This is a genomic window from Nostoc sp., assembly GCF_036917195.1.
GTDB lineage: Bacteria > Cyanobacteriota > Cyanobacteriia > Cyanobacteriales > Nostocaceae > Nostoc.
On sequence record NZ_JBALDG010000066.1, the window covers coordinates 229,267 to 252,041 of the forward strand.

15 protein-coding genes and 3 pseudogenes are annotated in these 22,775 nt (G+C 42.0%); 8 read left to right on the top strand and 10 right to left on the bottom strand.

Features of this window, described 5'->3' with window-relative positions; translation table 11 throughout:
• The first annotated feature begins 163 nt into the window (after positions 1 to 163).
• The gene (locus V7K40_RS21370; protein ID WP_334963183.1) at positions 164 to 466 is read left to right on the top strand and encodes a Dabb family protein; all 303 of its coding nucleotides are present in this window, start codon (positions 164 to 166) and stop codon (positions 464 to 466) included.
• Positions 467 to 726: 260 nt separating this feature from the next.
• Here the strand turns inward: V7K40_RS21370 and V7K40_RS21375 are convergent, their stop codons facing one another.
• Both V7K40_RS21375 and V7K40_RS21380 read right to left on the bottom strand, forming a co-directional pair.
• The gene (locus tag V7K40_RS21375; protein ID WP_334963184.1) at positions 727 to 1,053 is read right to left on the bottom strand and encodes a DUF6464 family protein; all 327 of its coding nucleotides are present in this window, start codon (positions 1,051 to 1,053) and stop codon (positions 727 to 729) included.
• Positions 1,054 to 1,277: 224 nt separating this feature from the next.
• On the bottom strand, positions 1,278 to 1,775 hold the full coding sequence (locus tag V7K40_RS21380; protein ID WP_334963185.1) for a hypothetical protein: 498 nt from the start codon (positions 1,773 to 1,775) through the stop codon (positions 1,278 to 1,280).
• Positions 1,776 to 2,638: 863 nt separating this feature from the next.
• On the opposite strand from V7K40_RS21380, the gene V7K40_RS21385 reads away from it, so the two are divergent.
• Together V7K40_RS21385 and V7K40_RS21390 are read left to right on the top strand one after the other, a co-directional pair.
• Positions 2,639 to 3,100: a GNAT family N-acetyltransferase gene (locus V7K40_RS21385; RefSeq protein ID WP_334963187.1), complete on the top strand. Its 462-nt coding sequence runs from the start codon at positions 2,639 to 2,641 to the stop codon at positions 3,098 to 3,100.
• A gap of 568 nt (positions 3,101 to 3,668) precedes the next feature.
• The gene (locus V7K40_RS21390) at positions 3,669 to 5,558 is read left to right on the top strand and encodes a transketolase (RefSeq protein ID WP_334963189.1); all 1,890 of its coding nucleotides are present in this window, start codon (positions 3,669 to 3,671) and stop codon (positions 5,556 to 5,558) included.
• A 390-nt stretch (positions 5,559 to 5,948) separates the two neighbouring features.
• Here V7K40_RS21390 and V7K40_RS21395 read toward each other — a convergent pair.
• Positions 5,949 to 6,984: pseudogene (locus tag V7K40_RS21395) on the bottom strand (1-acyl-sn-glycerol-3-phosphate acyltransferase).
• A 681-nt stretch (positions 6,985 to 7,665) separates the two neighbouring features.
• Here V7K40_RS21395 and V7K40_RS21400 point away from each other — a divergent pair.
• Together V7K40_RS21400 and V7K40_RS21405 are read left to right on the top strand one after the other, a co-directional pair.
• On the top strand, positions 7,666 to 7,983 hold the full coding sequence (locus V7K40_RS21400; protein ID WP_334963191.1) for a helix-turn-helix domain-containing protein: 318 nt from the start codon (positions 7,666 to 7,668) through the stop codon (positions 7,981 to 7,983).
• Between the two features lies 1 nt (position 7,984).
• On the top strand, positions 7,985 to 11,584 hold the full coding sequence (locus V7K40_RS21405; RefSeq protein ID WP_334963193.1) for a PAS domain S-box protein: 3,600 nt from the start codon (positions 7,985 to 7,987) through the stop codon (positions 11,582 to 11,584).
• A 304-nt stretch (positions 11,585 to 11,888) separates the two neighbouring features.
• Here V7K40_RS21405 and V7K40_RS21410 read toward each other — a convergent pair whose 3' ends face one another.
• The 7 genes and pseudogenes from V7K40_RS21410 to V7K40_RS21440 form a co-directional block, all read right to left on the bottom strand.
• Positions 11,889 to 12,440 (bottom strand): hypothetical protein, encoded by a 552-nt coding sequence (locus V7K40_RS21410; protein ID WP_334963195.1) that lies wholly within the window; start codon positions 12,438 to 12,440, stop codon positions 11,889 to 11,891.
• A 464-nt stretch (positions 12,441 to 12,904) separates the two neighbouring features.
• Positions 12,905 to 13,021, bottom strand: a pseudogene (locus V7K40_RS21415) (ArsC family transcriptional regulator); the annotation flags it as partial.
• 160 nt (positions 13,022 to 13,181) lie between these two features.
• Positions 13,182 to 14,393 (bottom strand): aspartate aminotransferase, encoded by a 1,212-nt coding sequence (locus V7K40_RS21420; protein ID WP_334963197.1) that lies wholly within the window; start codon positions 14,391 to 14,393, stop codon positions 13,182 to 13,184.
• A complete protein-coding gene (locus V7K40_RS21425; RefSeq protein ID WP_334963199.1) occupies positions 14,390 to 15,580 on the bottom strand; it encodes an iron-containing alcohol dehydrogenase family protein in 1,191 nt (396 codons plus the stop codon). The genes V7K40_RS21420 and V7K40_RS21425 overlap by 4 nt, the downstream gene beginning before the upstream one ends.
• A 338-nt stretch (positions 15,581 to 15,918) precedes the next feature.
• Positions 15,919 to 16,440, bottom strand: a complete 522-nt coding sequence (locus V7K40_RS21430) for a Ycf51 family protein (protein WP_298904038.1) — start codon at positions 16,438 to 16,440, stop codon at positions 15,919 to 15,921.
• A gap of 551 nt (positions 16,441 to 16,991) precedes the next feature.
• Positions 16,992 to 18,329 (bottom strand): O-antigen ligase family protein, encoded by a 1,338-nt coding sequence (locus V7K40_RS21435; RefSeq protein ID WP_334963491.1) that lies wholly within the window; start codon positions 18,327 to 18,329, stop codon positions 16,992 to 16,994.
• Positions 18,311 to 19,153 (bottom strand): YaaW family protein, encoded by an 843-nt coding sequence (locus V7K40_RS21440; RefSeq protein ID WP_334963200.1) that lies wholly within the window; start codon positions 19,151 to 19,153, stop codon positions 18,311 to 18,313. Before V7K40_RS21440 ends, V7K40_RS21435 begins: the two co-directional genes overlap by 19 nt.
• A gap of 123 nt (positions 19,154 to 19,276) precedes the next feature.
• Between V7K40_RS21440 and V7K40_RS21445 the strand changes: the two are divergent.
• The 3 genes and pseudogenes from V7K40_RS21445 to V7K40_RS21455 all read left to right on the top strand — a co-directional run bounded on the left by V7K40_RS21445 (position 19,277) and on the right by V7K40_RS21455 (position 22,235).
• Positions 19,277 to 19,977 (top strand): annotated as a pseudogene (locus tag V7K40_RS21445) (FAD-dependent oxidoreductase).
• Between the two features lie 509 nt (positions 19,978 to 20,486).
• On the top strand, positions 20,487 to 20,864 hold the full coding sequence (locus V7K40_RS21450; RefSeq protein WP_334963201.1) for a hypothetical protein: 378 nt from the start codon (positions 20,487 to 20,489) through the stop codon (positions 20,862 to 20,864).
• 972 nt (positions 20,865 to 21,836) lie between these two features.
• The gene (locus V7K40_RS21455) at positions 21,837 to 22,235 is read left to right on the top strand and encodes a VOC family protein (protein WP_334963202.1); all 399 of its coding nucleotides are present in this window, start codon (positions 21,837 to 21,839) and stop codon (positions 22,233 to 22,235) included.
• Positions 22,236 to 22,775: the final 540 nt, after the last annotated feature.

Below are 22,775 nucleotides of genomic sequence, written 5' to 3' on the forward strand. Positions count from 1 at the left end.
TGCTAAATGCCTGTTATTCGCAATTTCAAGCTGAGGCGATAGCTGAACATAGCCTAAAATGGATCAAGTCGAGTTTAGGGTTCGTTTCTCAATGACTCCCCATTCACAAGAGTTGAGTAGTATACCACTAATAATTACATAAGTATAAATAAGGAAATTTTAGATGCCTCTAATTCAACATATAGTTTTGTTAAAATTTCAACCACAAACCCCCGCTGAAAAGATTGCAGATATATTTAGACATCTCCAAGAAATCATAAAATTGATTCCTGGTATCACTTACTTTACAGGTGGTAGATATTCCAGCAACGAAGGTTTGAATCAGGGTTATACGCATGGATTTTTAATGACTTTTGAGAGCGCTGCTGCCCGCGATGCCTATTTACCCCATCCTATTCATGAAAAAATCAAAGTTGAAATCTTATCGTGTATTGATGATGTCATCGCATTTGATCTTGAAGGCTGAACTACTCACGCTCAATGCGAAGCGGTGAGCTTCTGATGGGGGAGGTGGGGAGGCTGTTCTTTAGCAGGGAAAGTTGGGGACTTGAACAGGGTAATTATTTTTTAATATATAGAAAGACCCATTGAAGAAGGCAGTTCTTGCTGAAGGTTCCATTAAGAAGGAGATTCAAACCCCTGCGTCAGGGGAGCCACAAAACAAAAAATTTGAACCTATCCTACTAATAAGATTTTTTGAATCCAGATTTAGTCAGGTAAAACTTATTAAGTCTTTTTTTCACTACCAGCTAATCCCTTAGGTTCGTAGTGACGGCAAACGTTACATGGACCGTCGGGATTGACAGCACAGCGAATATAGCCAGATCGGGCATTAAATTTGCAGCTGATATCGCCAATCAGATAACCCACCCCTTCTAAATAATAGCGATCGCCTTCAACAGGTCTAATGTTGTGCCGTCCCTGCACCATTGGAAAATTCATCGCTGCTTGCCTCATCCGTAAGCGCGATCGCACAAAGTTTTTGCGGATCATCCACAGGGAAAACAGGGACGGTAAAAAACCAACGGCAATCACTAAAAGTGTCTTTAACACCTTTTTTTACCTCTTCTGTGCGCTGATTGATTATCCCTGATGTTGCACCTGGTTTTACGGAAGTGCAAATACTAGGGCAGCTTTGCCTAATTGCCACCAACTGTGGTTGCAATTAGCAATGGCAGTGTGGTATCTAGCAATTTTGATGAAGAAGTTCCTTCTGCCACTTCAATCAGCATAACTGTTAAATCTCATGGGTCAGCTGCCGTTGAATGTTGATAATTTTAAGATTTGTTGACTAATACCTTTTTAAGGAAGCGTTTTATGTCAGCCTCAGCCCCACTCTTGTTTTTTCTGTGTCGCTGCGATGCTAATCTTTTTTTGGTTTGCTGACGAAGTTGCTGTGCTAATAGCGTTGCTTCTCTTTCTGCTCGGAATAAATCAACTCTTCGCGTCGTCAGAATAAATGATTCGTCTGGCTTTCGTTTCACCCAAGGGACGCTAATTGACTGCCAAATAAAAATATTTTTGCATTTTAGAACTGGGTAACGTTTTTGAGTATTAAGTGTGTTGGCGATCACTTTCAACTCTAATATCGCTGCTTCTAACTCTCCCGCCATCTGATTGATGCGTTCGACTTGTGCTAAAAAACGCTCCCGTTCACTAATGATTTTTTCATCTTGGGGTTGCAGTGGCACTATAGCAGTAGTTACAGCTGTAGGCTGCAACAGCGAAACTTTGAGCAAAATGGGCTTTTTGTCCGTGTCTAGGATTTTTTTCATACTACCATCAAGCAAGGCTAGCTGACTTTTAAGGCATTTTAGCAGCAAAATAGTACATGGGTACTAAAAACATTTACCTTGAACATCAGCGATGTCTACGACGAGCTTCTCTACAAGACGCTTCGCTTCTCCATAGGAGTTCGCTTACGCAAAGTGCTGTATGCTCTGAAATGCTTGTTTTAAAGGAAATATCTGAGTCAACACTTCTCGGTTAAGCTCTAAGCAGTGCTGAGAACGGAGAATTTAAGTTGTTGACTATAATTTGCAGTTCCTCCATTAAAATTTAGCTAAGATGATGAGTAGTTTGTCAAGAGGTTTGGAACATGAAATTTTTCTCTTGGCAGATGACTCCCAATATTTCTTGGTTAAACCAAAAATTAGGTAGATTAACTGTTATTCCCTAACAGGCGATCGCAATTTTTTGGATATGGCTGATATGAGAAATTAGGGATGAAGTTGCTTCTATAGCATCAGGGCAGAATTAATCCCATTGTCAAAAAAACTTGTTCAAAGTTTCCATCCAAAAAACCACTTCAGAGAGTAACTGAAAATTTCTCTCAACAAATTAATTCTTCCGTTATCAGCACTGCTCAGAGCTGAAATGAGAAGTATTCATGTCTGAGTGAGAAGTAAGCGATCGCATTTGCATATTGACTGCCAAGCTTGCAGCGTGACTATATTTAACATTATGTATATTAGTTAACTTTCAATAAATATATATTAAGTTAAATTTACTATTTGATAAATTATGATGAAGCTAAAATAGCGCCGCAGATCAGTCTGGGCTTCACTGTGGGAATACTCAGACTCACGAAAGCTGATCATATTATTAATAAAGTTATTTATCATTAATTAACTTCCTGATGAAATTACGAACATACGAAATAGCTGATACCGAAGAAATTATGAAATTGTTCTACGACACTGTTCATGAGGTAAATATTCACGATTACACAGAAGAACAAGTAGATGCTTGGGCACCAGCAAATATGGATATTGACGTTTGGATTAAAGGTTTAGGAAGTAAGTTTACTTATGTAGCAGAGGAGCAAGGCAAAATTATTGGTTTTGGGGAATTAGAGGCTAATGGTCATATTGACCGTTTTTACTGTCATAAAGATTTTCAAAGAAAAGGGATTGGTAAGGAAATCTTAGAACAGCTTGAATCAAAAGCAAAGGTTTTAGGAATTGAAAAGTTATTTACAGAAGCTAGTATTACAGCTAAACCTTTTTTTGAAAGCCAGAATTTTATTGCTGTGAAACAGCAAGAGGTAGAACGGAGAGGGCAAAAGCTGATAAACTTCGTTATGGAAAAAGTAATTTAGTAATTACTAAATTGGTTTGATTGAAAACAGTAATTTCGACGGTTTTAATCTGCTAAAGAGTATTTAATATGCATATAATAAGGGCTAAAACCGCTGACGAAAAAAGAATTATTTTAGAAAAATGAATTACAGCTTGCTTATTCAGCCATTAGTTGCCAAGAAAATTTAACTATTTTAAACAAAGACGACCTTTTTTCTCTCGTCGTAATCTCGATTTTTTTGTTTATCAAGAAATAAAACTCTGAATCTAGTGAAATTAGTTTTATATACCTTAAGAAAGAAAACTGAGTTATTCCATTAGAAAGAAGCCACTGTAGCTCTTACTATCTAAAGTAAACTTAGGGATATTGAAACAAATCTCTGAACAAGTGTTTAGTTAGATTTGTGTCTGCTTCTGGTTAAAAAAGACACTATTCATCACAAATTTAAATTCAAAAAGAATAATCTTTCTTTTTAGCTAGAGCGTATTAGCATTTTTTTCGGTAAAATAGCCAAGTCTAGCCAAAACACGAGTGATAAAACAAAGGATTCGCCACAATACCCTTGATTTTCATTTAGGAATATTACTATGACCACACAGGAGCAACTAGACCAATGGCATGAATTAGCACAACAGTTGCGTATCGATAGTATTCGCGCTACAACCGTTGCTGGTTCAGGTCATCCTACTTCGTCCATGTCAGCCGCTGATCTGATGGCGGTTTTACTCTCCAAATATCTCCGCTACGACTTTGATAATCCACATAACCCTAATAGCGATCACTTCCTTCTCTCTAAAGGACACGCTGCACCTCTACTCTATGCCATGTATAAAGCAGCGGGGGCAATTACTGATGAGGAGTTATTGTCGCTACGGCAATTTGGCAGCCGTTTAGAAGGACATCCCACACCAGTTTTACCTTGGGTTGATGTGGCAACTGGCTCATTGGGACAAGGATTACCAATTGGTGTGGGGGTGGCTTTAGCAGGTAAATATTTAGATCAACTTCCATACCATGTCTGGGTATTGCTGGGTGATAGCGAAACAGCTGAGGGATCAGTATGGGAGGCTTTTGATCATGCCTCACACTCCAAACTAGACAATCTGATCGCCATTATCGATGTCAATCGACTAGGGCAACGCGGTGAAACTGAACTGGGTTGGAACACACAAGCCTATGCTGCGCGTGCCAGAGGCTTTGGCTGGCACGCAATTGAAATTGATGGTCACGACTTGACAGAGATTGACCAAGCCTTTACCACTGCTTTGAGCATCAACGATCGCCCCACGGTAATTATCGCCCGCACAAAGAAAGGCAAAGGTGTGGCTTCTGTGGAAGATATCGGTGGTTGGCATGGTAAAGCATTCAAACCCGACCAAGAGAAAGAGGCGATCGCAGAGTTAGGTGGTGAACGCCACATGATAATTAAAGTCAACAAACCCGAAGAACAAAGCCAACCTGCTGCAACAGGGAATGCTCAACCACTGCAACTTCCCACTTATGAAAAAGGTGCAAAGGTCGCAACACGTAAAGCGTATGGTGACGCTTTAGTGGCATTGGGAGCCGCTCAACCCGATGTAGTTGTCCTTGATGGCGAGGTGAGTAATTCCACTTACGCCGAAGATTTTGCCAAAGCCTATCCTGAACGCTACTTTGAGATGTACATTGCTGAACAACAACTGATCGCAGCAGCGGTAGGTTTGCAGGTGCGAAAATACAAACCCTTTGCTTCCAGCTTCGCAGCCTTCTTGAGTAGAGGTTACGACTTTATCCGAATGGCAGCTATCTCTCGTGCTAACATTAAATTAGTGGGTTCCCATGCTGGGATATCCATTGGTCAGGATGGTCCTTCACAGATGGCACTGGAGGACTTAGCAGCCTTCCGGGCGGTGTGGAGTAGTACTGTACTTTATCCTAGTGATGGCAATCAGACGGCTAAACTAGTGGCGCAAATGAGCGATCGCAATGGCATTGTCTACCTCCGTACCACCAGGGAAAGCACACCTGTAATCTATGGCTCTGATGAAGAATTCCCCATTGGTGGTAGCAAAGTAATCTGTAGCTCTGAGCGAGATCAAGCCACAGTGATTGCCGCTGGTATTACTTTACATGAAGCACTTAAGGCTAGCGATCGTTTAAAAAACGAAGGGATCACGGTGCGGATCATAGATGCCTACTCCGTCAAACCCATTGATGTAGAAACACTTCATCAAGCTGCACGCGATACCAAGGGGAATTTAGTCGTGGTTGAAGACCACTGGATGGAAGGCGGATTAAGTGCGGCTGTGCTTGATGCCTTTGCTGGTACTAGTAGTATTCCTACTTACAATGGACCTCAACTACGGCTAATTAAGTTGGCAGTGCTTGATATGCCAAGTTCTGGCACACCAGAAGAACTGCTCCATGCTGCCAAAATTGACGCCGATGCCATTGTTGAAGCCGTGAAATTGCAAGTCAGACAGCCAGTAGGGGTATAATACAATACGGTTCGCAAAAGAGAAAGTTATCTGTTGAGTTGAGCAGAAAAAGTAGGGGGAGAAAGAATTATCGTTTAACGTGAGTTCGATGAACCTCTCCCTACCTTGAACTTCAGTTCAAACCTGTCCCTCTTCCAGTCGGAGAGGGATAGTTTTGCATAGTAAAACCTTTTAGGTGATTTTTGATGAAAAAAATATCTATGTTAACGAGTTTCGACTTCGCTGAACTCTCCACCACTCAGTTGGTTAAGCGAAGTTGAAACCAACGGCTATGATAAATTTATTACTAGAATTCACCTTAGAGGTCTTTTGATTCAGCTTAAACGTAATGAATTATTACTAAAATAGCAAATGATTTTTTCAAGGATTAACTTAAATCGACTCGTAGGATTAAATTTCTCTCAATAACTGATTAATTTTATTTTGCAGTTTTTCGCGTAATTGTTGTGCCTGCCGATAAGCTACTGTACGCTCTTTGTTTGAATAGTTGTACAATTCTGCTGGTTCCAAAGGCTGAATAAAGTAACGCAGACGAGTTCTCATTGCCCAAATTCCCATTGAAGGAAACAGAAGTAAGACAAACATTAAAGGTGAGAAAGGCAAGAATGGTAATTTGACTAATCGTTGCAATTTCTGGAAATTAACAGCCCAAGGATGTAAAAATTCACTACCGATGCAAACTACTGAGAGAATGGGAATTTGATAGCGATCGCTCAACTTAATAAAACTCACATCAAACTTTTCTAGTTGATAGCGTCTTTTCCAACCTTTCAGAGGACCGCGGATACCTTCGGGTGCATATAAGATAATTTTACCTTGAGCGGTAGCTGCCTCAAAATTATCTAATTCGGCTCGCACACCACCCAAAACCTGCGACCATTTAGCTGGTAACCACCAAATCACCCAAGGATGCTCAAATAATGCTGGACTTGCTAGGGGTTGTACCACCCATCCTCTAGCTTCACTTAATAAATAACCCAAAGTCAAAAAATCCCAAGGAAAACACATCCCTGCGTGATTCATTGCTATAATCAATGGCCCTGTTTGCGGCAAGTTTTCGACTTGTTGCAATTCTCCCCGAAAATAGTATTTAACGATGGGCCCAAGAACTTCTTCACCAAAAGCTTGTTGATATTTGGGATCAAATTCACCAACTTCTTTTTGGGGCGAACGAAAACCAAGACGTAACCAACGACTTAGCAACGCCAGATAAAATCCGCCAGGAATTAAAAATAATCCATATTCCAGCCAATTCCAACCGTCTGAATCGGTGTGATAGTGTTGCCAATGGCGGTTGAATAAAATTAGCCAGCCTGGAGGATACCAAAGACAAAACCAATCAAACCAGCTAAATATATATATAGCCTTCATCTGGTGTATTTTCCAGTTGACTGTTGAGGAGGTTTTCGGAGTGTTGATTAATCAAAACAGTTAAAATTCAGGCAAAAATTTGATTAAATGTACATTATAGCTTTATAGTTTTGCCATTGGCAATCTTACTATATTTAAAATTAATTACAGGTTTGGAAATACATTTCAGATTTGGTTACCAAAATTAACGATAATTTGGAAAAGTTTATATATGCAAACTATTAGAGAAAACTTATGTATCAAGGCTATCTATAGCAATCCTAAATAAAACGCGCAAAAACAAGATACCCGACTTCGTAAAAGTTGTCGTGGATCTGCGGATTACAATTCTCACAAATCAAATAGGATTGCTATATAGCATTCCTAAATGATTCGTAAACTTCTTTCCTTCTTCTTTTGGCGCTCTTGGAGACGCTGCGCGTACCCCTACGGGGATCTTGCTACAGGTAGTGTCTCCAAGAGTTGGCAGTTTGATAATTTTTACAACTAAAATAGGATTGTTATATATAAAATATTAAGTAGGGTACGAACCGTAACAATGTAATCCACTACCCATAGATTTTTGGCACTGCGTAATGCTTGAAACTCATCAAAGTACTTAAAATAATCCTATTTGAACATTACACACCTGAGAAAATTTAATGTTTATATAGATACTTTCTCCAGTTAACAGTAACCAATGAAGACTGAGAACTGATATCAGTATTTCGCCAAAAGATGAAATTGATAACGACTAATGACTGTTCAAATTCTTCCTCAAGTTCGAGACAAATGGCGAGACAACTGTCTTAATCTTCTTATTATGGAACTAGGAAAGCTATTAAAAATTTCAGATTTCATCCGTGAACTTCGCCAGCAACTCAATCTCTCTCAAGAAAAGTTTGCAGCTAAGTTGGGAGTTTCCCTGCGAACAGTCAATCGCTGGGAGAACGGATCTACAGTGCCTTCACAGATGGCACTAAAACTAGTTGAAGAAATGTTACAGAAGATGGGCGAATCAGGCAAAAGACTACTGAACGAGTATCTCCTAATAGCACAGCGAGAGGACTCCTAAGATGATGGTGAAAGTACCAGAAAAGATTTTGATGATGCGCTCTTGGTTACTAAACTATAGTGTGATGATTCTGGCAGTCATAGCGGCGCTGCTGCTGACACGACTGTTGGTGCCAGTCTTCGATCCGAGCGTATTTACATTATTTTATGCTGCTGTGGCAATCAGTGCCTGGTATGGCGGCATGGGACTTGGAGTAGTGGCGATCGCTCTATCTGTTACAACTGTTGTTTATTTTTTGATCGAGCCAGTCTACTCGTTCGATTTCCTCAGCCCAAACGTCTTGGTACGATTAACCACATTCTCACTAGTATCCTTCTTAATTACTGCCCTCTCTTCAGAGTTACGAACTGCTAGACTTTCGGCAGAGACAAGCCTGAAATTGTTGCAAAATAGCGAAATGCGGTTTAGCCGACTAGCAGAATCCAACATCATTGGAGTCATCCTAACTGAGATAAAAAATGGCTCGATCATCGAAGCCAATGATGCTTTTCTGAAGATGGTAGGCTATACGCGAGAAGATTTGTCCGCTAACCAAATGAAATGGCGTGAGATCACCCCACCTGAGTATCTTCAATTGAGTGAGTATTCAGTGGAACAACTTAGAACGGCCGGAGTATGTAAACCCTTTGAAAAGGAATACATCCGCAAAGATGGCGATCGCATTCCCGTTTTGCTCGGTTCTGTACTTGTGGGAGATACTCAAGAAACAGTCATTGGCTTTGTTGTTGATTTGAGCGAACGCAAACAAGCAGAAGCGGCATTACAGCAAGCCAATGAGCGGAATACACGCACTCTGGAAAACATGAGTGATGCATTTCTTACTTTAGACCGGGACTGGCGAATCATCTACCAAAATGCCGAAGCAGAGCGAATTAACGGCAAACTCCGAACAGAGGTTATCGGTAAGTCGCACTGGGAGGAGTGGTCTGCATCAGTAGGCACTAATGTAGAACGCCAATACCGACGGGCGATGGCAGAACAGATTCCCGTCCACTTCGAGCATCACTACTACTACCCGTCCAAGTATGACCTGTGGCTGGAGATTCACGTCTACCCTTGTGAGGATGGTCTTAACATTTTCTTCCGTGACATCAGCGATCGCAAGCAAGCAGAAAAGGCAGTCCAAGCAAGTGAAGAACGCCTCAGGAGTTTTGTCAAAGCGAATATAGTTGGCATTCTCTTTGGTGATGTGAATGGTAGCATCATTGAAGCCAATGACGAGTTCTTGCGAATTGTGGGCTATACCCAGGAAGATATCCAGGCTGGCAGACTATGCTGGACTGATATCACGCCCCCTGAGTACCAATATTTAGATGAACTGGCTATTGCCGAAGCAACAGCGAAGGGAACCTGTACTCCCTATGAGAAGGAGTGCATTCGTAAAGATGGTTCGAGTGTCCCAGTTGTAGTTGGCTACTCTCTTTTAGGAGAATCTCGGCACAAATCAGTTGCATTCATTCTTGATATTAGTGATCTCAAACAAGCTAAAAAAGCGCTGAGTCAGAGTCAAGAGCAATTTCAAGCTTTTATGGACAATATTCCAGCCGCCGCATGGATAACGAATGCAGACGGACGTGTACTTTACCTCAGTCCAACTTATCTGAACACATTCGATTTAACAACAAATAAGGCGATTAATAAAAATATTTTTGACCTATACCCAGCCCAAATCGCTCAACCCCTGCTTGATAACATTAGAATGGTTGCCCAGACGAATCAGGTTGTTGAAACGATCGAGTCTACGCCACGCACAGATGGCACCCTCGGCGAATTTTTAGTATATAAGTTTCCCATTGCGGATGCATCTGGGCAACGCCTGGTAGGAGGGGTTGCAGTTGACATCACCGAACGCGAACGCGCCCTTCGTGAACGCCAGCTTGCTGAACAAGCCTTGCAAGAGCGCAGTGAACGACTCAAACTGCTTTCTGAAACAACCAGCGATTTGCTTTCAACTGAGCGCCCCTTGGATCTAATGAACAGCTTGTTCAGCAAACTCTCAGCGCAGATGGATTTGCATTTTTACTTCCACTATCTAATCGATACACATGAAAATAAGCAGAAATTTCGGTTAGTAGCTTGGAACGGCATTACTGATGAAGTATTTCAAACAATTGAATACCTGGAATTTAATCAAGGGATGTGCGGACTAGTGGCGCAAGAACGCCATCAAATTATCGTCAATGATGTGCTGCACTCTAGCCATCCAAATGCCCAAATCCTTCATCCTTTTGGAATCACAGCCTATGCTGGTCAACCGTTAATTGCTCAGGGAAAGCTGCTTGGTGTCCTCTCCTTTGCCAGCCGCACCCGTACCCACTTCACTTCTGGGGAAATTGCCCTGCTGCAAGCAACCTCCGATCAGGTGGCGGTTGCTCTGGAACGCGCTCAGTTGATGGCTTCGTTACAGCAGCAAAAAGAGCAGTTAGTCCAAGCTAACCGGATCAAAGATGAATTTCTGGCGGTTCTTTCCCACGAACTTCGCACACCGCTAAACCCGATCCTGGGATGGTCGAAGTTACTGCAAACTAAAAAGTATGATCAAGCAACTACCACTCGCGCCCTCGAAACTATTGAACGCAATGCCAAGCTTCAGACGCAATTAATTGAAGATTTGCTGGATGTCTCTCGAATTTTGCAAGGTAAACTCAGCCTAAATATTGCTCCTGTGAATCTGGAAAGTGTGATCGCAGCAGCAATAGAAACTGTACGTTTAGCGGCTGAAGCCAAATCGATTCAGATTAACACTGTCCTTGAACCAAACATCGGCCAAGTAACTGGTGATTCAGCTCGCTTGCAGCAAGTTATCTGGAATCTACTTTCCAATGCGATTAAGTTTACACCCCAAGGTGGACAGGTAGAAATCAGTTTACAATCACTTGATTCTCTGGCTCAACTTCGAGTCAGTGATACAGGTAAGGGAATTAACCCAGATTTTTTACCTTATGTATTTGACTACTTCCGACAAGCTGATGGTGCAACTACCAGGAAATTCGGCGGACTGGGATTAGGATTAGCTATTGTTCGTCACATTGTAGAGCTACATGGGGGCACAGTTCAGGCAGAAAGTTTGGGTGAAGAACAGGGAGCAACCTTTACAGTCGTGCTACCGTTGAGCAAGATTTATCTAAATAGCCACGAGAGTGAGCAACAACCTGATGATTCGCCTGATCTAAATGGGGTAAAAGTTCTGCTTGTGGATGATGAGCGTGATACGCGAGAGTTAATTGCTTTCATTCTGGAGCAGTCTGGTGCGGTAGTAACTCAAGCAGCATCGGCTGTGGAAGCACTACAAGTCATGCCTGAGTTCCAGCCAAATCTGCTGTTAAGCGACATTGGAATGGCGGAAGTAGACGGCTATATGCTGATACGTCAAATCAGAGCCATGTCACCAGAGATGGGAGGGACAATTCCAGCGATCGCTCTCACAGCTTACGCAGCTGAGGTTGATTATCAACAAGCAATTGCTGCCGGATTTGAGCAGCATATCACCAAACCAGTAGAGCCTGCTAAATTAATTCGAGCGATCGCAAACCTGATTTGTAGTTGTAGCAATCTGCAAACTAACTTACAACCCTTGGAAGCTCGAAAAAGACATAATTAACTTAGAGACGAATGGCAGGCTTGAAAAGCCGAAACACTTGTTGTTTAAGCCGTTTGTAATTGCTTACGTAATTCATGCCGCGCTTTTGTCATTAAGGCGTAAGCTTTTGGACATGACTTAGAGGCAATACGCTTGGGATAACCCTTTTTCTCTCCCCCTGCCTCACGGCAGTTGCTACAATGCGGGGAACCTGCGCAACGCACTGCCTCCCCTGCTTCCCCTGCCTGCCTAAACAGATAAATTTCCTTAACCCAAGCGTATTGACTTCTTAGGGGTAAGGAGGGGTAAACTTTTTGACTAATGACTAATTTTGAGAATTTACTTCAATTTTGCTTAACCAAATCACTAGGTCATCTGCATGAATTTCTATTTCATTTCCTAAAGTTTTGATATACAGAAGTCCATCACTAATGGTTAAATCTCTGATTGGATACCATGAATCTCTTGTCTGGATTAAAAGATCCGATAGAATTCCTAGTCGTAAAATATTCTTGCGATATTTCCACCAAGCTCGCCATAAAACGACAGATTTAGTACATTGCAACCTATAGTCTTTAGGGATTTGGTAGTGTTGATAGTGATAGAAACCACAACTATCTATGTTTCCTTTAAGCAGATAATTGCATTCTGATAAAGCCTGATTCAGTAATTCCCAATGGGATGAGTTAGACCGAATTAAGAATTCAGTTGGTGTGGTATTTAATTGGGCAGTGGCAATTATGCCTTCAGCCTTTGTTGCCAGATGGTTAATATTATAAACTGTTTGTGCTGTTAAAGAACGATTTGCCAATAAAATATCTTTTTTCTGGATAGAGTTGTATACAAACTCTCGAACTAAATCTAAATCAGACAACATAAAATTATTTATACTAAATTAATTAATGTTGTAATTTTTATCACATTTTATATTTAGTAATTACACTACTTTTGTCCATCAATCCGGATAATTCTCAACTTGATTTATACTCTGACTTTTCACACCATCTGAAAAAGCCCACGAAAAACATAACTCCCTTCCCGACGCGGGAAGGAGGAAAGTTCAAAGTCTCTAACGCCACGTGCTAAAGAGCGGGAACGCTAAGAGCGAACAAGTCGGCAGAGCGCAAGGGCGCAGTGGCTCCTCCTTTTAGGAGAGAGAAATAGAAGTGAGGTTTTCCAGATACTGTGAAAAGTCAGTATAGATCCTGACTTCGTTGTTAGGTAAAATAAAAAAACCCCAAAAACCCCACCAAAGCGTAGCTTTGGTGGGTAGGGTGCAATGACTGTGGGAATCATAACTAATTATCCGAACTTGATATTAGAAGTCTGATTGCTAATTTAAATACCAATTTCTACCATCACTTCAACAGTGACGGGATCTACCTCATTTGCTGCCAAACCTGAACTAGCAACAGCAACTTTACCTTCTCCTAATATTCGCGTAAATCCCTTTGCCATTTGCGATCAACACGAATTATCGATAAGGGACTGACAAAAATTAAATTACTCAATTTTTGTAATCCAATACGACTATCCGATTTCTTCTCCCCCTGCTCCCCCTGCTTACCAAAACGATTGATTATTTTTTTATTTGGAAGTCCCTAAAGGGACGCTATCTCTATTGTGAAGCAGAGACTACGGCTTCAGGTTGATAGCGGATGCCAGCTTGCTTAAAGCGATGTAAAGCTTCACCTAAGCGATCGCAGTCGGCAATTAAACTTATCCTTACATAACCTTCACCTGCAACCCCAAAGGCATTACCTGGGGTAAGAACAACACCAGTTTGCTGCAACACGTTCAGGGCAAAATCTGTGGAACCAACGCCAACGGGACACTTCACCCAAAGATACATTGTCGCTTTAGTTTTGGGGATATCCCAACCCAACTCTCCTAATCCTTGAATAAGGAAATCACGGCGGGTACGATAGCGTTGTTGTACCTCGTGCAAATACACATCTGGCAGTTGCAAGGCGGTTTCAGATGCTGTTTGTAATGCGGCAAAAATGCCGTAATCTAAGTTAGTTTTCAGCGTCCGTAAACCTTGAATTACATGGCGATTACCCACCACAAACCCGACGCGCCAACCAGCCATACTGTAGGTTTTGGATAAGGTGTGAAATTCCACACCAATATCTTTCGCGCCAGGAATTTCTAGCAAGCTAGTAGGTTGATAACCATCAAAAGCTAACTCGGCATAACACAAGTCATGTACTAGCAAAATTTCATATTTGCGGGCGAAGGCGACGATTTCTTCAAAAAATTCGCGGGGGGCAGTGGCAGCGGTGGGATTGCTGGGATAATTGAAATAGAGAATTTTAGCTTGTCTTGCAACCTCGTCAGGAATCGCAGCTAAATCGATTAACCAGTCATTCTCTGGTTTGAGAATCAAACTGTGGATTTTCCCCCCGGCGATCGCTGGGCCCCGAAAATGGGCGGGATAAGCTGGGGAAGGAACCAGAACAAGATCACCTGGGTTAACGTAGGCGATCGCTAGATGGGTTAATCCTTCTTTAGAACCCAGTAGTGGCAAGGCTTCGCTATCGGGATTGAGAACCACACCATAACGGCGATGATACCAATTGGTGATTGCCCGGCGGAAACTAGCTGTGCCCTCAAAGGGTGGATAACCGTGATTAGCAGGATCTTTTAAAGCGGCGATCGCTGCTTCTACAACTGGTGCTGGCGTTGCACCATCCGGGTTTCCCATACCCAAATCAATTAAATCCAGCCCTTGTTCGCGTGCTTTAGATTTCAGTTCATCTAAACGGGCAAATACATAAGGTGGCAGTTTTTGTATACGTTCTGCTGGGACAATCCAATTTAAACTCATTCTTCAACCTCGTCACTCATTCCCTTGGGCGAAACTCGATTCATGTCTCTACTATCTATGGGTGCAGTGGTGGAAACCATTGCCGCCATCAACTGTTCTGGCGCGACTTTAAATGGTAGTCGATGGATGTCAGAATTAGGAACCAGAGCAATTTCAGCGGCTGTTTGCAACTCGCCTAATGTAATATTGCCCAATCCCAAATCACTTAATTTTTGGGGTAGTCCAATTTCTGTGTAGAACTTTAACAACTGTTGTCTTGCCGATGCAGCTAGTTGATTGCCTTGTAGCATTTCTTCTAAACGCAGTTGCACCAAAATCCCAAAAGCAACTTTTTCGCCATGAATACTGCCATGTCCTGAAATATGAGTTAAACCATTATGCACGGCATGGGCAGCAACTGTGCGACACTGCGCCCCTCCAAGTCCTCCAACTACCCCGGCGAGTAAAACAGTGGCGTCTACAACTTCTCGCCAAACCTCACTAGCTGGTTCTTTCAGGGCGGCGGCTGACTTTTGCAACAGGATATCTCGCAAAACTCGTGCTTGTTGCACCGCAGCAATAATTAAAGTATCTTGCAAATGCCCACTGCTAACTGAGGCTTCATACCACTTAGCGATCGCATCCCCAATTCCAGCTATTAAAGTCCGTTGTGGTGCAGTATTAATCAAGTCATAATCAAGTATCAGTAAATCGGGACAACGAGACAGCCCCACATCGTAAAGAAATGCCCCGTCTTTTGAATAAACATTCGACAAGGCACTCCAAGCTGCACAGGTAGCTGCTGATGTCGGAATTGTCACCACTGGCAACTGTAACTGCTGCGCGACTAATTTAGCTGTATCTAGGGCTTTGCCGCCACCGACACCGATAATTACATCAGCTTTATGTTCTTTTGCCGTCTTCTGTAAAGATTTCAGGCTAGCTTCGCAGCAATCTGCACCATAGGTAGCTTGGGCAGTATGTAACTGTTGCGTTTCTAAAACTGGTTGCAAAGTTTTTCGGCTGATGGCGAGAGTAGATTCACCTGCCACAATTAAGGGACGACTTCCCAAACAGGCAATCTCTGCTGCGGCTGCTTGCAACACCTCAGAACCACGGATTACTTTTGCTGGGGCAACTGTGAGCGTAAATAATGAACTAGAGGTTTGAGTAGACAAAGAACGTTGAGTAGAAAGTTGATTAGACATAATAATCTAGTTTGCCAAAACCTTGATATTTCTTAATCTAAACTCTCAGTACCCATTACTTGCACGCTGATTGACCTTTTCTTACAGTGGAAGCACTAAAGTGTGAATATCTTAATCTAAAAATAACTATTAATGTATCAGTAAATACAAAATAAATTTTGTCATTCTGATAACAGGTAAATTATTTTGTCCTCTGGGAGAATGAGGGCTGAAGAAAAAATTGTCCAATTCCCCCCTGCCCCTCTGCTCCCCTGGTTACTGAGCGCAGCGATGCACTGAGCGGCTGGTGAGCGCAGTCGAACCATGCCGAAGTGTCGAAGTATGCCCCCGTGCTCCTCTTAAGCAGTAGGTTTTGGCAATTGGGCGAATTTGTCTGTGTAAATTTCGACTGTGACTGGGGAATTTTGATGCGAAACGAGCGATCGCTTCACCTCACCCAAGTAAACTGGTACAGAAGCCCCTTGTTCCGGATGAATAATGGTACGGGCGCGAACTGTCAACTTGTCGTCTTCGCGTGTACCTGAGCGACCATAAGAGAAGAGATTACTAGCTGCTTGACGTAAAGTTGCTTCTAATTGTGTGGGTGTAATTTGGGGTGATGTGGCAATCACCGCTTGTGTTGACCCATTGTCATAAACTAAAGTGTACCGGACTGCTCCGGGAATCACAGTCCGACTCAAGGGGACTATTGAGAGTGCAAATAAACCAGCTGTCAGCACCAGCATAAAGCCAGTCGTACCCACCAGCCGAAAGCGGATGCCCCATTTGAGAATAAAAGCCAAAACTGCTAAGGCAGCAAATACCAAGGTGGCTATACCCGACCATTGGGTGTACTGAAGAAAGTCAGCTGTTGTAAGCATAAGATTGGTTATGGAGGCGTCTTTTTTTTGTTACCAACACACCCATTTTACCGAATTCTTTCGTCGTTAATTTAAGTTCGGATATATACCCAGTCAGCCCTGTTTGTTGCACAGGAATAGTTATTTTATTATTGATATCGTAATTATACCATAAGTAGGATTCACCGCTTAATTCTCCTTTTTTTACATACAAATAAATAGGTTATGGCGGCTTACAAAGACCTAGTTTAATTTCAGTAATCATGTTTTATTTTCCTTGATGAAAGATAAAAATTTTTCAGATATTCCGTCAAATTAAAGATTTTTTAAAGAATAAAATAATAAATATACAAAAGGGCATCTACAAGAGATGCCCGTCATGCAGAAAAACCGCAAAGGGTTGTTCCTACACCTTCCCAACAATCAGCAACAGCGACTAATACTTAATTAGTCACTCTCACAGTCACAGACGTGAATATAGTAATCTTATGAATTTAAAACTCTAAATGTCCCCAGTGCATACACGGAAATTGATGGCAATTTTAAGTTACTGCTCACTATTTCCTAACTGACTAATTTGGATGAGATGCAAATCTGTCTTTTTGGTTATAACGATTTACTACTCCATAAATTGCAGCCAAAATTAACCATGAGAGCGCATTCAAACGAATATCGAAGAGGGTTACATCTACTGTATTAAATAGAACCCACGCAACAAAAGCCAGAAGATAACTGAAAAATATCAGTCTGTCTTCTGTATTTATATATTTTGACTTTCGCAATAATTGAACGCCTGTAATCAAAATCCAAGCGAGTAAGCTACAAAATAAAAAAGTACTGGGAAAACCAGTTTCAGCAGATAACATCAAAAAAAAGTTATGGGGATGACCCAAGGGAATCTGCATCTGGGCTTTGTAGAGTCTACTAAAACTGCGTAACCCCCAACCAGTCCAAGGATGTTCCTGAGCTAAAGACCAGGCAAACTCCCACTGAGTTTTTCGCATTAAAGCGATTGGTCTATCTGGATACATATCGTCATTTAACCTTGCCCAAAAGAAAGCAGGAACGTACTGACGAAAAAATTGAGCCACTGGTGAGGGAGCAAAAGCTGCCAAAACCACACTAGACACGATCACAGCAACGCCACCTACAATAATGCGCCAACCTTGGTAGAGTGCATAAGCTAAACAGGCGAAAATAGCGATCCCCCACCCATTACGCGAACTGGTAAAAACCAAGGCAATGAAATTTGTAATCATCGCCACGGTTAAAAAGAGAAAGGGGACTGAATTCTTTCCAATACCCAATCTTCGATACCTAATCCCCAATCGCCATTGTTCGAGCCACAACCCTAAGCCCAAGATGAAAACTATCGCTAGATAAGCAGCGAAGGTGTTAGCGTGCAAGAAGAGTGAGGCTATGCGCCCTGGTGGATTTCCTCCTGGTCTGATCGTCCAAGCTAAGACAACCCACAAAATCTCTAACTTCAAACTCCAGCCTAAAAATAACTGTCCCAAACCGATAATTAACACTGGCATGGAACCGATCACCAAAATCCAAGCCATTTGCCGCAATTGGGCAAATGTTTGAATCAGAGTGCTATGGGCAGCGAAAACTAAAAAGAATGGTAATAAATTAAATAAGCCGAGGAAAGCTGCGGTCTTGTCATCGGCAAACCCAGCACTTATGACCAGCAATACACTCAAAAGGGCAAATCCCCAGTTGAGGGGGCGGCGACTAATTTTCCGGTATTGTTTCAGTAAAGTTATTAATGATACAACAACTACAGTCACAGCCCCCAATAAAGGACTCAATGGGAAGATTAACAGTGCCCATAGAGAATAGTTCCAGCAAGATTGCCAACGAGACTTGAAATAGTAAAAAGCTTTGTTCAAGCTGGCTCCCAATATTCCTCACGAGTGAGGCGAATTTGAGCTAAGGCAAAGATGGTAGGGATGATCCGACCATAGTTAGTGGCGATCGCTCTCCACCCTAAATCCGCAAAAAACCAAGCCCACATCATTGGCCCAATCACAGCAAACATACTGCGGGTTGCCCCATAACGAGCTGCACTCACAGTCATACCCCGTCGAGCCATTTGCATAGCTAGATAGCTTTGGAATTGGGTTGTAGCTGCTTCTGAACCTGTAATTACCGCTTGTTTGGCTACTTCATAGGTAGCAAAGTGGACGGCAAATTGCCGGGCAATTTGCTTAAGTACAAGTGGCTGGAGCATGGAAGTAACCGCTAATGCACTACCGCCTTTGAAAAGTAACCCCAAGGGGTCACGTTGCAATAAAAGTGGTAGCGGTTGTTTTAGTTCTGATTTGAACAGCTGATGCTGCACCCGTACAGTCAATTTTTGCTTTTCCTGTTCAGGTAATTTTTTCCACACCTGTCCTAGCAGATGCAAAAATACTTCTGCTTCTAAATCAATAGTTGCCAGCTGATTAGAATAGGAAATTTTTAGATACTTACATACTTGAACTAGCGCTTGTCGGTAAGTTACCTGCCCTGTGCGTCCCCGTAATACTGTCATCCCATCTGCCGCTAAAAAACGAAAGCGACCCTCTAGTGCGTCTAACCAAGCTTTACGGTCTTGGCTTTGTACTTCGATGGGTTCGGGTGTGTGTACATAGTCTAGGGGATTGAACTTACGACTAAATAGAATTGCCGTTAAGTCTTGCAATTCTTCTTCGGTCGCTAACTCTAGCGCCGCCCTCATTTCATCCAATTTCCCTTCCTCCCTTCCGTGCAGCTTTATGTACCTTATTCTACTATTAGCTTTCAGCAGTCATTAGTAGTAATTTTGTCCTTTGATAATAACTAATAACTAATGACTAAGGACTATTGACTCATGACTGATATTGCAGTGATTGGTGCCGGAATAGCTGGTTTAGTCTGCGCCCAGCAATTAAGTCAAGCTGGATATTCGGTGCTAGTGGTGGAAAAGTCCCGTGGCTTGGGAGGAAGACTGGCTACACGTCGCTTGCATGGAACTTGGGCGGATCATGGGGCTTGTTACTTGAAGCCAAAGGGTGAATTGTTGTGACGTTTTGTGGAAATATTGCGATGTCTAACGACAAGCCGCTTCTCTACGAGAGGCTGCGCCAACGCGTCTACGCGCCATATCCTTGAAGTTTGGACAGTAGCAAGCGTCCTAACCCTCAACAGCCACATTTTGTGGTGCAAAGTAGCGCTGATTTTGCTCAACGTCATCTAGAATCACAGGATTTACAACCTGCCGGACAGTATATGTTGCAACGAGCAGCTGAATCTCTGTCCCTTCCTTGGCTGAATACTCCTGAATGGATGCAAGTACATCGTTGGCGTTATGCTTTTCCTAGCCGTCCTTGGCACGAAGCATTTTTGTCTGCCGCAACTCCCCTACCTTTAATTTGTTGTGGTGATTGGTGTGGCTGCAATCTTGTGCAAGGTGCAATGCTTTCTGGATTAGCTGCGGCTGATGAAATTAATAATCAGTTGCGTCATCTACCTTTAGATAATGTGAACTTAATAAATGTTTTTACTAGTTCATTTCATCTGTCGCTAGACTGATTCTGCCCTATAGTGAGTTGCTATTTTTATGACTTACTAAACAAACGTGCAACAAATAAGTTTTTTAGATTAAACAGCAAATTTTGCAGCAGACCTGAAAAAGTGATGTAAATTACCAAAAAAGCTTAACTTGATTAAAAACTTGTTCCTAATTCAAGTTTTTTTCTTGCCGTTAATCTTGATCCCCTAGCCTTGATGCTGCGTTTTATGTAAATTTCTGCCAAAAAGGCAGAAGTTTGAAATAATTAGGATTATAAATATAAAATGTCGGTAATTTACCAGCTTATTGGACGCTGTTTTAAGAAGTCATGCTGTGAACCAGTATAGACCTTAACTCAAATAAGCAAAGCCAAATGTCTGATATTCTACCAAGATAAAAGGTTAGTTTCAGAGTCTATTGTATCTATCAGTTGAATTACTTCTAACTGATTGTGATCACGACGTTGGCATCTAAAAAAGTTGTTTTCTCCACCAACCATTGACTAGATTAAAAAAGGAGTTTAAAAATTATGAAAACGGTAGTCAATTTAACACAGCAATCAGTAGTAGGAGAGATTGAAAGCGTTTTGGATACATATCCATCCCATCCATATCAACAAGCCTTTGCGATTCCTGACTTACGTCAAGAGCTAATTGCTTTCGTCCTCAACCGCATTCCCTCCTTTTATAGCGTGATGTCTGACGGACAGATTCCGCTAGCAGAGGCTAAACAAGGAAGCTTGGCTTTTTACAAGTTGCCTCGTAAGCCCTTTGAGCAGCAACTACATTTACAAAATTTGATTCACCAAGGCATTTGTTTAATTATTCAAGAAAAGTCAGATTGGATTAGCAATCATCTTTGTGAAACAGTTGAACCAGCTTGTGAACCTTCTCATTGGTTTGGTTAATAGTTCTAACAAGATTTGGCTCTCTGCTGATCTGACTTTTCACGTTGTATAGAAAGGCCCATGAAAAACCTAACCCCCTTCCTGCATCGGGAAGGGGGAAAATTCAAAGTCTCTCTCCTAGAAGGAGTGAGATTTTCCAGATACCGTGAAAAGTCAGATAGCAGATTTAGCGCGTCTGTGCGGGATTTCACTTATTGCTTTAATGGACAATTTAGGAATTCAGACGCAAATGTATGCCTGAAAACCGAGTCACGATGCAACAGAAAAAGGCTGTTGCCGAACGTGCTAAAGGGTGCTGTGAGTATTGTCGAAGCCCTGTAGTAAACCCTGTATATAATAAAACATTTAAAGAAAATTTTCTTCCATCAGTTGCAATAAGCTCACCAATTTCACCGGATATGATTTCGGGTAAGTCATACTTTGCTTTACTTATTCTGTCAATCTATAGAAAAGTAAAATATTCACTGGAGTTTAGACCTAGATGGGTAATTTTTAAACTCCAATAATGAAAAAACTCCAGAAATATTTGTGACAAATCTGGAGCCAGGAAAGATACGCATTTACCTATATCAAATTTTCACCGTGATAGCATCCTACGTCATCAGGGTATACACCCAAATAAAGCTAAGGATGTCTAAGGCTCAACTGTTGTGCTTCTCGTTTACACACCTTTTTCGTTGGAAGCAACGCAAAACAGCCCCAGTTTATCTGAGGCTGCTTTGCGAGAGTTGTTTGCTAGGAGGGGTACATCAACAGTGATGCCGTGTGTTAAATATAAATAATTCAGTATGTATCCCTATTCAGCCATGTTCTGGCATATCCGGATGATTTAGAAAATTTTGATCGCTTTTTCCAAAAAGAAACTCCAGACGCCCTTGAGGCATTCTGGAGCAGTAACAGGTTTCTAACATCAATTAATTTTTACCTATGCGATCGCCAGATGTCGTTGGGGTATATACTCAAATGTATTTTATGTCTGATCATCCGCCAATTGAACAGCAGATTACTTTCTTTTATACCCATGATCTCACTGCATCCACAGAATTCTACCAACAAAAGCTGGGTTTGGAATTGTGGCTTGATCAAGGAACCTGTCGAATTTATACTGTTAGTGGCTCTGGATATTTGGGATTGTGTCAAGCAACCAAAACATCAGATCCTCCAGCCGACAAGCAATCAAGTGTCATTTTTACCTTGGTAACACAGCAGGTGGATGAGTGGTTTGAATGTCTCAAAGAACGTGGCGTCAAATTTGAAAAGCCACCTACACTAAATGAAAAGTACAACATTTACCACTGTTTTTTCCGTGATCCCAGTGGTTATTTGATTGAAATTCAACGTTTTGAGACTAACTGCAAAAAAAAGACATAACTAAATAAGTTATGTCTAAACATTCAATTTACAGGGCAGGATTTGTACAGGTTAGAACTTTTTAATTTACTGGCATACATGATAGAGACTAATGTTGTATAACCATCATCGATAGCCATGTACCTTTTGTTCTATAGATTTATCGGGATGAGGCACGGGATTTATGCAGCCACCGAGAAATCTTTACATTTATTTACAATTGCTGCATAGGCGTAGCCAGTACAACTCTTGGAGACGCTCTTGCTAGCAAGATCCCCGTAGGGGTACGGCAAAGCTACTTCGACTACTTCGGCTGCAGCTCTATCGAGCGAACGCAAGAGCGTCTCGTAGAGAAGCCGAGATGCTCAGTACAAGTAAGTGACCACCGTAGGCATCGCTTTTGACTTTTATATAACAATCCTTCCCCTGCCTTACGGCAGTTGCTACAACGCTCTTAACCCGCGCAACGCACTAGCCTCCCCTGCTCCCCCTTCCGACCTCAGTGGATTGTCACAGAAGGTAGGATATAGTCATTGCCGCCAGCATATCCTGTGATCTTCC

Excerpts from the sequence above, each read along its gene's own strand:
- V7K40_RS21370 (WP_334963183.1), top strand. The coding sequence starts at position 164 with ATGCCTCTAATTCAACATATAGTTTTGTTAAAATTTCAACCACAAACC.
- V7K40_RS21380 (WP_334963185.1), bottom strand. The coding sequence starts at position 1,775 with ATGAAAAAAATCCTAGACACGGACAAAAAGCCCATTTTGCTCAAAGTT.
- V7K40_RS21385 (WP_334963187.1), top strand. The coding sequence starts at position 2,639 with ATGAAATTACGAACATACGAAATAGCTGATACCGAAGAAATTATGAAA.
- V7K40_RS21390 (WP_334963189.1), top strand. The coding sequence starts at position 3,669 with ATGACCACACAGGAGCAACTAGACCAATGGCATGAATTAGCACAACAG.
- V7K40_RS21400 (WP_334963191.1), top strand. The coding sequence starts at position 7,666 with ATGACTGTTCAAATTCTTCCTCAAGTTCGAGACAAATGGCGAGACAAC.
- V7K40_RS21405 (WP_334963193.1), top strand. The coding sequence starts at position 7,985 with ATGATGGTGAAAGTACCAGAAAAGATTTTGATGATGCGCTCTTGGTTA.
- V7K40_RS21410 (WP_334963195.1), bottom strand. The coding sequence starts at position 12,440 with ATGTTGTCTGATTTAGATTTAGTTCGAGAGTTTGTATACAACTCTATC.
- V7K40_RS21420 (WP_334963197.1), bottom strand. The coding sequence starts at position 14,393 with ATGAGTTTAAATTGGATTGTCCCAGCAGAACGTATACAAAAACTGCCA.
- V7K40_RS21425 (WP_334963199.1), bottom strand. The coding sequence starts at position 15,580 with ATGTCTAATCAACTTTCTACTCAACGTTCTTTGTCTACTCAAACCTCT.
- V7K40_RS21430 (WP_298904038.1), bottom strand. The coding sequence starts at position 16,440 with ATGCTTACAACAGCTGACTTTCTTCAGTACACCCAATGGTCGGGTATA.
- V7K40_RS21450 (WP_334963201.1), top strand. The coding sequence starts at position 20,487 with ATGAAAACGGTAGTCAATTTAACACAGCAATCAGTAGTAGGAGAGATT.
- V7K40_RS21455 (WP_334963202.1), top strand. The coding sequence starts at position 21,837 with ATGTCTGATCATCCGCCAATTGAACAGCAGATTACTTTCTTTTATACC.